Origin of the sequence: Cellulomonas taurus, assembly GCF_012931845.1 — a bacterium.
Classification (GTDB): domain Bacteria; phylum Actinomycetota; class Actinomycetes; order Actinomycetales; family Cellulomonadaceae; genus Cellulomonas; species Cellulomonas taurus.
The window spans coordinates 122,156-134,184 of sequence record NZ_CP051884.1; the positions used below are offsets into that span (position 1 = coordinate 122,156).

Annotated in this window: 6 protein-coding genes; 3 read left to right on the top strand and 3 right to left on the bottom strand. The window is 69.3% G+C overall.

All coding sequences use genetic code 11. The annotated features are described in order from the left end of the window. The first annotated feature begins 1 nt into the window (after position 1). Both HGK68_RS00535 and HGK68_RS00540 read left to right on the top strand, forming a co-directional pair. A complete protein-coding gene (locus HGK68_RS00535; RefSeq protein ID WP_169164206.1) occupies positions 2-6,472 on the top strand; it encodes an RHS repeat-associated core domain-containing protein in 6,471 nt (2,156 codons plus the stop codon). A 22-nt stretch (positions 6,473-6,494) separates the two neighbouring features. Beyond that, positions 6,495-6,923, top strand: a complete 429-nt coding sequence (locus HGK68_RS00540; protein ID WP_169164207.1) for a hypothetical protein — start codon at positions 6,495-6,497, stop codon at positions 6,921-6,923. A gap of 10 nt (positions 6,924-6,933) precedes the next feature. Here the strand turns inward: HGK68_RS00540 and HGK68_RS00545 are convergent, their stop codons facing one another. Next, positions 6,934-7,551, bottom strand: a complete 618-nt coding sequence (locus HGK68_RS00545; RefSeq protein WP_169164208.1) for a DNA-3-methyladenine glycosylase I — start codon at positions 7,549-7,551, stop codon at positions 6,934-6,936. Between the two features lie 191 nt (positions 7,552-7,742). Here HGK68_RS00545 and HGK68_RS00550 point away from each other — a divergent pair, with 191 nt between their 5' ends. Further along, on the top strand, positions 7,743-9,119 hold the full coding sequence (locus HGK68_RS00550; RefSeq protein WP_169164209.1) for an MFS transporter: 1,377 nt from the start codon (positions 7,743-7,745) through the stop codon (positions 9,117-9,119). 9 nt (positions 9,120-9,128) lie between these two features. Here the strand turns inward: HGK68_RS00550 and HGK68_RS00555 are convergent, their stop codons facing one another. Further along, positions 9,129-11,048: an SA1320 family protein gene (locus HGK68_RS00555; RefSeq protein WP_169164210.1), complete on the bottom strand. Its 1,920-nt coding sequence runs from the start codon at positions 11,046-11,048 to the stop codon at positions 9,129-9,131. Further along, the gene (locus HGK68_RS00560) at positions 11,045-11,998 is read right to left on the bottom strand and encodes a hypothetical protein (RefSeq protein ID WP_169164211.1); all 954 of its coding nucleotides are present in this window, start codon (positions 11,996-11,998) and stop codon (positions 11,045-11,047) included. Before HGK68_RS00560 ends, HGK68_RS00555 begins: the two co-directional genes overlap by 4 nt. Between the last annotated feature and the right edge of the window lie 31 nt (positions 11,999-12,029).

The window sequence follows — 12,029 nt, forward strand, 5'->3', positions numbered from 1 at the left end:
GATGAACGCATGGGGTCCGGGCGTCAGGGCCGTGGGGTTGGTGGTCACCACCGCCCTCGCCGTGACACTGTCCGTCACGACGTCTCAGGTGGCGGCGGCGATCGACCAGCGCCCGATCCCGGACGCCGAGCGGCTGGCACACGGAGCCGAGGTGGCGCCCGACCTCCCGGAGACGGCACCCCTGCCCAGCCGGGACGGTGCGGTCGCCGAGCCCGAACCCCTGCCCGTGATGCCGCCCTCGACCGCCGATCCCGCCTCCTGGCCGACCGCCGACGATGTGGCGTTGACCGCCGAGCAACCGCAGGCCGAGGGCTCTGTGGTGAGCCTGGCGTGGGCACCCGGGTCGGAGGAACGCCGCGCGGAGCTGGTCGCCGATCCCGCTCCCACCGCTGTCTGGTCGGACGCCACCTCCGCCGCAGCGGCACCCGCCCCGACGCCCGCGGACACTCCGACGGCGGAGCCGACAGCCACCCCCGAACCGACACCCACTCCGACCACGCCCGCCGTCCCGGCACCCACCGCACCGGCCGTCAGTACCGACAGCCCGGATTCGGTGAGCGTCGAGGTGCTGGACCGGGCGTCCGCCACCGCGCTCGGTGTCGACGGCGTGCTCATGGCGGTGCGCAGCGACGACGCCATTGCGGACATCCCGGTCGACGTCACGGTGGACTACTCCGGCTTCGCTGAGGCGTTCGGCGGCGACTGGGCGAACCGGCTCCAGCTGACCACCCTGCCCGAGTGCGCGCTCACCGACCCGGAGTCGGACGACTGCCGGACCCGGACCCCGGTGGACAGCAGCAACGACGCCGCGGCGGGCACCGTCACCGCCACCGTCGCGCCCCGTGCGGCGCGGGTGATGGCCCTGGCGGCCTCCGCCTCCGGGTCCACCGGGAACTGGTCGGCGACCCCGCTCTCGCCGTCGGCGACCTGGCAGGTCTCCGGGCAGACGGGTGACTTCAGCTGGTCCTACCCCATGCGGGTCGCCCCGGTCTCCGGTGGGCCGACCCCTGAGCTGGGCTTCTCCTACTCCTCCGGGTCGCTGGACGGCCGGGTCGCCTCCACCAACAACCAGACCTCGTGGGTCGGCGACGGATGGAACCTGGACTCCGGGTATGTCGAGCGCAAGTACCAGTCCTGCTCGGACGACATGGGCGGCAACGCGAACAACGCGGGCCGTCGAACCGGCGACCTGTGCTGGTACAGCGACAACGCCGTGCTGTCGTTCGGCGGGTCGACCACCGAGCTGGTCAAGGACGCCGCCACCGGGACCTGGCGCGCCCAGTCCGACGACGGTTCCCGGATCGAGCACCTCACCGGCGGCTGGAACGACGACAACGACGGCGAGTACTGGCGGGTCACCACCGGTGACGGCACCCAGTACTACTTCGGCCGAGGCAAGCGGGCGGCGAACGACCCGCTGGAACTGAACTCCGCGTGGTCGGTGCCGGTCTACGGCAACCACCCCGGTGACCCCTGCTACGCCGGTGACTACGCCTCCTCGGTCTGCACCCAGACCTGGCGCTGGAACCTGGAGTACGTCGTCGACACCTCCGGCAACACGTTGACCTACGTCTACGACAAGGAGACGAACAACTACGGCCGGAATCTGAACCAGGCGGTCTCCAGCTACGTGCGCGGCGGCTACCTGAACCGGATCGAGTACGGGCAGCGGGCTGGTTCTGAATCCGCGTCCCCGGCACCGGCTCGGGTCGACTTCACCGTCGCCGAACGCTGCCTGCCCTCCGGTGCGATCACCTGCGACCCGGCCCAGCTCACCGAGGCCAACGCCAAGTCGTGGCCGGACGTGCCCTTCGACCTGATCTGCACCTCCAGCACCAGCTGCCCGGAGCAGACCTCACCCTCCTTCTTCACCCGCAAGCGCCTCACCAGTGTGAAGACCCGCGTGCTGGTCGGCTCGGCCTACCAGGACATCGACGCCTGGAACCTGCGGCACACATTCCCGGACACCGGCGACCGCACCAACTCCGCGCTCTGGTTGGACGGGATCACGCACCAAGGGCTGGTGGGCTCCACCATCACGCTGCCGGAGGTCACCTTCCGCGGTGAGCAGATGGCCAACCGGGTCGACACCCTGGGCGACGCCGGACCGCCGATGAACCGTTACCGGGTGACGGCGATCAGCTCCGAGGCCGGCGCCACCACGACGATCAACTACTCCGCGCCGGACTGCACCTCCGGTGACCTGCCTGCGGCTGCCGACAGCAACACCCGGCGTTGTTTCCCGGTGTCCTGGCAGCCGGAGGGCACGGGCCCGGAGATCCAGGAGTACTTCCACAAGTACGTGGTCGACACCGTGGTCGAGAACCCGAACGACGAGGTGAGCGCGGCGGTCGAGACCGCGTACCGCTACCTCGGCGACCCTGCGTGGCACTACGACGACAGCCCGTTCACCTCGGCCGCGCACCGCACCTGGAGCGAGTTCCGGGGCTACGCGGCGGTCGACGTCATCACCGGATCGGCCATGCAGCAGCGGTCCCAGGTGCGGACCCGGTACTTCCGCGGGATGGACGGTGACCGACTCGCCTCCGGCGGCACCCGTCAGGTCGCGGTGGACGGCATCACGGACACCGAGCGCCTGAACGGCTTCGCCCGGGAGGAGATCACCTACAACGGCCTCGACGGGCCGGAGATCGGCGGGACCGTCACCACCCCGTGGATCTCGGCCGCCACCGCGACCGGTGCCGACGGGACCCGGGCCGCCTTCCTGCGCCCAGCCACCGTCGAGGAGCGCACCGTCGCCCCGTCGTTGCCCGGCGGGGTCCGCACGACCCGGACCGTCACCAGCTACGAGACCGCGTACGGCCTGCCCACCCAGATCGACGACCAGGGCGACATCAGCACGGCCGCCGACGACCGGTGCATCCGGACCGAGTACGCCCAGAACCCGAGCGTCGGCATCGTCTCCACCGCGAAGCGGGTCGAGACGGTGTCGGTGAACTGCGCGACCGCACCCACCCGGCCACGTGACGTGATCTCCGACGAGCGCACCTTCTACGACGGAGGCGCCTTCGGAACCGCCCCGACCCGTGGCCTGCCCACCACCGCCCAGGTCGTCTCCGGGTTCTCCGGCACCACGCCGACCTACGTCACCACCAGCACCACGAGCTACGACGCCCTCGGCCGCCCGACCGTCGCGACCGACGCGATGGGACGCGCCTCCACCACCGCCTACACCGGCACCGGCGGCGTGGTCACCGGCACCACGGTCACCGCCCCCGACCCGGACGGGAGCGGCCCGATCGCCGCCGGTGTCACCACCGCGGTGCTCAACCCGGCCTGGGGGTCGATGGTCAAGACGACCGACCCGAACGGCAAGGTCACCTCGGCCACCTTCGACGCCCTCGGCCGGACCACCGCGGTGTGGAACCCGGGCCGTGCGCAGGGCAGCGCCAGTGCGCACACGCTCTACGAGTACACGATCTCGAAGACGGCACCCAACACGGTCACCACCAAGACCCTCGCCGCCGACGAGACCTACCTGACCAGCGTCGCCCTGTTCGACGGCATGCTCCGGCCCCGCCAGACGCAGTCGCCGTCGGCCGCCCGGGACACCCCGGGCCGGATCATCACCGACACCTTCTACGACAGCCGCGGCAGCGTGGCCTGGTCCAACGGGTCGTGGTTCGCCAACGGTGCCGTGAGCACCACCCTGGTGGTCCCGACCACCGCCGTGCCCAGCCGGACCCGGTACCTCTACGACGGCGCGGGCCGCGGCACCGTCACCATCACCGACGTCGGTGAGCAGGAGCGCTGGCGGACCACCACCAGCTACGGCGGCGACCGGGTCACCGTCGATCCGCCGCAGGGAGGCACGGCGCAGACCACCATCACCGACGCCCGCGGCAACACCACCGAACTGCGCCAGTACCTCGGGGGACACCCCACCGGCGACTTCCGCACCGTCAGCTACGGCTACGACCCCGCCGGGAACCTCACCTCGGTCAAGGACTCGGCGGGCAACACGTGGTCGTACACCTACGACCTGCGCGGGCGGCAGCTCACCGCCACCGACCCGGACAAGGGCGCGACCACCACCACCTACGACGAGGCAGGACTGATCCGCACCACCACGGACGCGCGCGGCGTCACCCTGTACACCGTCCGCGACCAGCTCGGCCGTCAGACCGAACTCCGGGACGGCAGCGCCACCGGTGCCCTCCGGGCCAAGTGGACCTACGACACCCTGCTCAAGGGTCAGCTCACCTCCTCCACCCGGTACAGCGGCAGCAACGCCTACGTCACCGCGGTCACCGGTTACGACGAGGCAGGTCGCCCGCTCGGGGCCTCGGTCACCGTGCCGGCAGCCGAGGGCGCACTCGCCGGGACCTACACCACCGGCTACACCTACACCGCCGACGGCCAGGTCAAGGCGACCAAGCTCCCCTCCGCGGGCGGACTGGGTGCCGAGACCGTCACCACCCGCTTCGACGGACTGTCCCGCCCGGAATGGATGTCCGGTGGGCTCGGCTGGGGTGTCTACGTCGCCGACGCCACGTACGACGTCTACGGCGAACCGCTGCGCTACGACCTCGGCAACACCTACGCGTTCTTCCTCAACTACTCCTACGAGGAGGGCACGCGTCGACTCCAGAAGACCTGGGTCGAGCGTGAGGGCGTCGGCGGTCTCGACATGGACCTCACCTACACCTACGACGCGGCGGGCAACCCGACCTCCATCGTGGACCGCCCCACCGGCAAGCCCGTCGACGCCCAGTGCTTCGGCTACGACGGCCTGCGGCAGCTGACCTCGGCCTGGACCCCGGCCAACGCCAACTGCACCAGCCCCAAGGCGGCGACGGCACTCGGCGGACCGGCACCGTACTGGACCGACTACACCCTCGACGCCTCCGGCAACCGGTCCAGCGAGACCACCCACACCACCGCCGGTGACACCACCCGCACCTACGCCTATCCGGCCACCGGGGCCGCCCGCCCGCACGCGGTGTCGACCGTCAAGCAGACCGGTGCCGCAGGCGCCGCCACCAGCTCCTACGCCTACGACGCAGCGGGCAACACCACCACCCGCAACGTCGCCGGCAAGACCGGTCAGACCCTCAAGTGGGACGCCGAGGGTCGCCTCGAATCGATCACCCAAGGCACCAGCACCACCACGCAGGCGCTATACACCGCCGACGGCGACCGGCTGATCCGGCGCGAGAACGGTGTTGTCACCCTCTACCTGCCCGGTGGCCAGGAGCTCGCCCTCACCACCGCCACCAAGGTGGTCAAGGCGACCCGCTACTACGGCTTCAACGGCCAGCAGGTCGCGATGCGCACCGGCGTCTCCGGCGCCACCGTCAGCTCGCTGATCTCCGACCCGCACCAGACCGCCACCATGGCGATCGCCAACACCACCAAGGCCATCACCCAGCGCCGCACCGACCCCTACGGGAACGCCCGCGGCGCGGCCACCGCCTGGCCCGGTGACCACGGCTTCATGAACAAGGTGCAGGACGCCAGCGGCCTCACCCAGGTCGGCGCCCGCTACTACGACGCCCTGATCGGCCGTTTCATCTCCGTCGACCCGGTGTTCGACCAGAGCGCGCCGCAGTCGTGGGGGTCGTACTCGTACGCGGACAACAACCCGGTCGCCTACTGGGACCCGACCGGTATGTGGTCGTGGAAGAACGCCTGGAACAAGGTCAAGCGCACCGCCAGCTCGGCCGCCCATGGGGTGAACCGGTTCGTCCACAAGTACCAGGCGGAGATCGTCGGAGCGGTGGTCGGCGGCGTCGTCACCTTCGGATGTCTCGCTGCCACCGCGGGGACGGGATCGGTCGGCTGCGCAGCACTCGGGGGCGCCGCAGGCGGCGCTGCCACAAACCTCTGGCGCTCGAAGGTCCAGAAGACCCAACCGTTCTCCTGGCGGTCACTGGTCAGGGACACGGTCGTCGGTGGTGTCGTCGGGGCGGTGGCCGGACCGGTGTCCGGTGCGGCTCGAACGGTGACCTCCGCGGTGGTCAGCAGAGTCGCTCCAACGGTGGCAGCTCGGATCGCCGCCCAGCGAGCGGCGAGCACGGTCCTCACGGGGCAGGTGAGTCGAACCGCTTTGAACGCCGGCGCCCGGACATCGATCACGAGTGCGGGAGCGGGTGGGGCGTCCCGGAGCGAGGTGTCGCAGGTCGCGCAAGGCGCGGCGCAGCGGGCCACTGGCGCAGAGTCCGCCACCGCTGGGCGCGACCTCGCGCGGCGGCTTGCCAGCGAACAGCAGATGGGCGAGGAAGGAGTCGTGATCGCTGGCCGCGGGCATCGTCGATCGATCGACGTCGCGGACCGCTTGGTAGATCGCTACGGTGGTGAAGCCAGCGACTGGATGAAGATGTCGAGCTCCTCGTATACCGGCGCGGATGGGCTGAAGCAGCAAACGCACTGGTACGAGAGCGCGGCGACGGGCGAACGTGTCGAGTTCAAGACCAAGTTGGAGTGGACCTCGAGTGCTCCCCTGCAGTGATCTTCCGTACGAGGCAGCAGTGATGAGGGCATTGCGCTACTTCGACCTGATCGACCCGATAGCGGTGATGCGCTGGGCGGAGCTATGGGCGTCGCGCGATGAGGGCACCGGGGCTGTGATCGATCTCGCCGCCATGTCGGCGCCGCTGGCCCAGGAGGTCGACAGCGCGCTGGAGGATCTGTGCGAGCAGCTCGGCCTGCCACCGGTGTCGACAGAGGCTGCGGCGATGACCGCAGCGGTTGATGCGGCTCGAGACTTGGTGGAAGGTCGCGTGGACCCGACCGAGGCCGCACACCGGATCTGGACCATCGCGGACCTGGGGCCGATCGCAGCACCGCGATTGCGCGTCTTCATTGGTCTAGCCAGCGAGTGGGACGACAACCCCGAGTTTCGCGACTCCTACGACGCCCAGATCAGGCATGAGGCGGCGCTGCTGGCAGGCGAATCGTGATCGTGGGTCGCTACCGAGTCATTGCCACCACCGGGCACCCCACCAGGTGATCGTCCACCATCCCGCACGCCTGCATCGCCGCATACGCCGTCGTCGGCCCCACGAACCGGAACCCGGCCTTCTTCAGCTCCTTCGCCAACGCGGTCGACGCCGGGGTGACTGCCGGGACCTCGGCGAACGCCCGCGGCCGCACCCGCTCGGCCTCCGGGGTCGCGTGTGCCCAGAAGATCGCGTCCAGGCTCCCGCCCACCGCCTGCAACGCCAGCAGTGCCTGCGCATTGGCGATGGTGGCGAGGATCTTGGCCCGGTTCCGGATGATCCCCGCGTCGGCCATCAGGCGTTCGACGTCGTGCTCGTCGTATCCGGCGACCACCTCGGGGTCGAAGTCGGCGAACGCCGTCCGGAACCCGTCGCGCTTGCGCAGCACCGTGATCCAGGCGAGTCCGGACTGGAACGCCTCCAGCGACATCCGCTCGTAGAGCGCGCGGTCGCCGTGCACCGGGACGCCCCACTCCTCGTCGTGGTAGCGCTCGTACAGCGGGTCGCCGTCGCCGAAGCAGCGCGCACCGGCGGGGTGGCCGTCAGTGGTCGCGGCGGAGACGGGGTGCTGGACGGCGTCGCTGGTCATGGACTCAGCCTGCCCTAGGCCCCTGACATTCCATATGGTGGACAGAAGCGGTCTGTCAGTTGAGACGCGACCGCTCCGGGGCTACTGTCGCAAGCCGCGCACGACACCGTTCCACGCCGCCCCCGCGGACCCGCCCGGTAGGACCTGCGATGCCGGTGCGCGAACCGTCCACGACCCGGGAGCCGCCCCGCATGTCCGCCACAGCCACCTCCGACCGTCCCGCCTCGACCCCGGTGAACTCACCCGGGCGCGTCATCGCGGCGAGCCTGGTCGGCACAACGATCGAGTTCTACGACTTCTACGTCTACGCGACCGCCGCGGTGCTCGTCTTCCCGAAGCTGTTCTTCACCGCCGCCGACTCCAGCACGGCGCTGCTGCTGTCCTTCGCCACCTTCGGTGCGGCGATGGTCGCCCGGCCGATCGGTGCGATCTTCTTCGGTCACCTCGGCGACCGCAACGGCCGGAAGTCGACGCTGGTCGCGTCGCTGCTGACCATGGGCGTGGCGACGTTCCTGATCGGGGTGCTGCCCACCTACGGCAGCGTCGGTCTGCTCGCGCCGATCCTGCTGCTCGTCATGCGCCTGGCGCAGGGCTTCGCGCTCGGCGGTGAGTGGTCCGGTGCGGCGCTGGTCGCCACCGAGAACGCCCCGGCGGGCAAGCGCGCCTGGTACGGCACCTTCCCGCAGGCGGGTGCGCCGATCGGCTTCATCATCGCCAACACCCTGTTCCTGATCATCAACGGGATCCTCGGCTCGGACTCGCCGGAGTTCCTGAGCTGGGGCTGGCGGATCCCGTTCCTGTTCTCCGCGGTGATGGTGATCGTGGGCCTGTGGGTCCGGCTGAAGCTGGTCGAGTCCGCGTCGTTCAAGGCCGCCGAGAAGACCGGCAAGATCACCAAGCTGCCGCTGGGCACCACGCTGCGGCACCACTGGCGTGCGGTCATCCTCGGCACCTTCATCATGCTGGCGACCTACGTGCTGTTCTACCTGATGACCACGTTCGCGCTGACCTACGGCACCGCGGCCACCGAGACCTCCGACGCCGGGACGCACGGCCTGGGCATCCCCTACGTGCACTTCGTCCTGATGCAGGTCATCGGTGTGATCTTCTTCGGCATCTTCACCCTGCTGTCCGGCCCGCTCGCCGACCAGATCGGTCGCCGCAAGCTGCTGATCTGGGTGACGTCACTCATCGCGGTCTTCGGTCTGACCTTCGACGTGTTCCTGATGGTCCGCGACGACATCGCCTTCACCGGTGCGCTCGCGCAGGCGTTCCTGGTCATCGGCTTCACGTTGATGGGCGCCACCTTCGGCCCGATGGGCGCGATCCTGCCGGAGCTGTTCCCGACCAACGTCCGGTACACCGGCTCCGCGATCGCCTACAACGTCTCCTCGATCCTCGGCGCGGCACTCGCCCCGATCATCGCGCTGGAGCTGTGGAAGATCGCCGATGGTTCCACGTGGATCGTCGGGGTGTACCTGACCGGTGCGGCGGTGCTCACGCTGATCGCGCTGGTGTTGTCGAAGGAGACCAAGGACCAGGACTACTCCCGGGTCTCGCACGACTGAGGTGGCGGGTCAGCTGACCATGCGGTGCAGTGAGCTCGTCACGGTGGCGGTGTCGTGCTGCACATCCCGGGAGCGGCGGGCGAGCGCGCGGACCATCGCCCCGGCGTTGCCGGACAGCTGGAAGTCGGCCTCCCCGAACGTGAGTGCCGTGCGTTCGTAGAGGTTGCGGCACATGGTCAGCGCGTCGTACACCTGCTCGATCTGCTCGTCGCCGAAGATCCACGATTCGATCTGCGGTTGCAGCGACATCACCAGGGACGGCAACTCCTCGACAGCGCGCAGCACCGCCTGAATGCCCTCGATCCCGAGGTCGAATCCACGGGTGCAGGTCATGCGCAGCTCCTCCAGCTGGGTGAGGAACGCGCGCGCGTCGTCGGAGACCAGTGCTGCCAGACCGACGACCGCCTCCGCCTTGGTGGTCACGCCGGTGAATGTGCGGTCGATCAGCTCCAGGGCGAGCCGGATCTGCGTGAGCGGCGGCACGATGCCTCCGGCAAGCGCCGAGGAGAGACCGCCGGCGAGGAGGGTCAGCGCGGTGCTCGCCCCGTCGGTGCGCAGGGTCATCACTGTCTGCGCGATGTGCTGGCTGAACTGCTCGTCCGCGACCTGCACCGTGCCGGCCGGCCATGCGGGCATGGTGGGTGGGAGCGGGTTCTTCAGGCCCCGGCCGGTGACCCCTGCTGCCATCGCCTGATCGACCTGGATCATCCCCACCGCGACCCTGGTGGACATCTCGATGACGGTGCGCCACTTGTCGTCCACGAGCCTCGCGTCGTCGTCGAGGGCGTCGACCTGATCCAGGAGGCCGCTGATGATGTCGTGCGAGGCGCGCAGGAAGACGTCCTGGTAGATCGACCAGGTGGCCTCCGCCGCCGCCCGACTCTGGTACCCGGCGATCACCTGCAGGCCGTCGACGATCGTGTTCACGGCGTCCAGGACCACGGTGGCGATCGCACCCCAGAACGGCCGCAGCGGCAGCGGGACACTGATCCGTCGCAGCGCCGGACGGAGGGTGTCCACGAACTCCTGCACCTGATCCACCGCGCGGCAGGCCCGGGCATACTCTTGCGCGAACCACTCGACGATGGCTTCGTGCACCGCCCGCTCGCGCGCGGCGAGCGTCCCCGCGTACGCGTCCAGCGACAGCGCCGTCTCCCGCAGCTTCGAGCGCGCCACACACCGCACGTCCCGGCGTTCGCTCTCCAGGCCCACCGCCATCAGAATGAGAGTCTCGGTCCGGATGTCGACCGGTTCGCCGAAGGCCCCGGCGCTGACCACGGCGTCGTCGTGGAACAGGGAGAACGGCACCACCATGCTGGCGTCGTACCCGCCCTCGACCCGCTCGCTGCCGATGTGGTTCGGACCGAAGATGTCGTTGACGTACGTCCCGTTGACGGTGCGCGTCTCGCCGATGATCCGATCGCTCAACCCACCGGCGACCACCAGCTGGTGCAGCATGTCGTTGTCGACGATGTAGTTGCGCACGTTGTCGACGTTCCTGCCCGCCACCTCCGCCGGGACCGGCGCCGGATTCACCGTGACCGCCCGGACGTTCGGGTTCTTTGCCGCCACATCCGCCGCGAGACCGCCGCCGAGGGAGTTGCCGCACACGAAGTCGACCCGTGGCTGGCTGGCGACGTAGTTCTCCGCGGCGGTGAACTGCGCGGGGGTCAGCGAGGTGATCAGCACGGCGTTGTTCTGCCAGTCGGTGCTGCCCTGCGAGCCCTGGAAGGCGACGGTGACCTCGTGGCTGGCGGTGTTCTCGAGGGTGAAGGCGTCGAGGCCGGTGACGGTGTCGTGGACGAAGTCGGTGACCTGGTATTTCACGCCGTTGACCTTGACGATCTCCCACCGGTCGAGGACCTGGTAGGCGATCCGGCTAGCGAGGTCCATCAGATCGTCATCGGTGGTGTCACGTTGTGTGCTCATAGCGTGCCACCGTCCCGCCACTCATTGACGTCCCATCCGACGTCCCCGTCGTCCAGGTGGTACGAGATGTCGAACTGACGGTGGAAGCCGTTCTTCTCGCGGAGCACCAAGTTCGTGTGGGTGAAGATGGCCCACCCATTGAAATCGAGAGGAAGCGTTGCATTTTTGACGTCTTCGGCGATGCGAACGGAGACAGACTCCTCGATGTCATGATCAGGATCGGCGAGGACCAAGTGAACGCTGACTTGAAACTTCCGGCCGCCCGCAGCCTGGTCGAAGATCGCCCGCCATTCGGCGTCCGTGCGCTTGGGCTGTTCGAGGTAAGCCGCGTAGAGCGCGTCCTCTGCAGCCGCGTCGGCCTCGGCCTTCTCCCACGGCCCGCTGTTGAAGTTCACCGTGAACACCGGGTCGGCCATCTGGTGCGCGGCGACGTAGCGCTCCGGCAGCACGGTGAACTCCGGGTACGTGGCGAGCAGCGTGTCGCGCAGCTGGTCGAGCTCGGTGCGGTAGGCGATGCGCAGCAGGCTCTGCACGGTGCGCAGCTCGGTCTGCTCGTCCATGTAGACCCTCGCCCCGGCGACCGGTGCCCCGTCGGCGTCGATGGCGATGTCGGCCGCGTCGGCGATGATCGGTTCGTCGACGGTGCGGTAGGTGACGGTGATGGTCTGGGTCGGGTAGGTGGCGTCGAGTTCGATGAGGTCGACCTCGCGTCCGAGTGCCTTCTCGACCTGGGGTTTCACGGCGGCGAAGATCTCGTCCTGGTGTCGGAGGGCGAGTTTCTGCCGGGCGGGGAAGTTGGTCTCGGAGGGTTGGTCGTAGCCGAGCAGCTCCTTCTCGGCGATGGGGATGAGGTCCGGCCCGGTGCTGGTGGTCAGGGTGTCCGGGCGGTGGTTCGGGGGTGTGGGCACGGCGCAGCCTCCGAGCGCGATGGTGGCGAGAAGGGCTGCCATGAGGGCATGCGCGGGTAGGCGGCGAGCGGAT

What these genes read in the sequence shown, in the direction of transcription:
- HGK68_RS00540 (WP_169164207.1), top strand. Translation starts at nt 6,495, where the DNA reads ATGAGGGCATTGCGCTACTTCGACCTGATCGACCCGATAGCGGTGATG.
- HGK68_RS00555 (WP_169164210.1), bottom strand. Translation starts at nt 11,048, where the DNA reads ATGAGCACACAACGTGACACCACCGATGACGATCTGATGGACCTCGCT.
- HGK68_RS00545 (WP_169164208.1), bottom strand. Translation starts at nt 7,551, where the DNA reads ATGACCAGCGACGCCGTCCAGCACCCCGTCTCCGCCGCGACCACTGAC.
- HGK68_RS00560 (WP_169164211.1), bottom strand. Translation starts at nt 11,998, where the DNA reads ATGGCAGCCCTTCTCGCCACCATCGCGCTCGGAGGCTGCGCCGTGCCC.
- HGK68_RS00535 (WP_169164206.1), top strand. Translation starts at nt 2, where the DNA reads ATGAACGCATGGGGTCCGGGCGTCAGGGCCGTGGGGTTGGTGGTCACC.
- HGK68_RS00550 (WP_169164209.1), top strand. Translation starts at nt 7,743, where the DNA reads ATGTCCGCCACAGCCACCTCCGACCGTCCCGCCTCGACCCCGGTGAAC.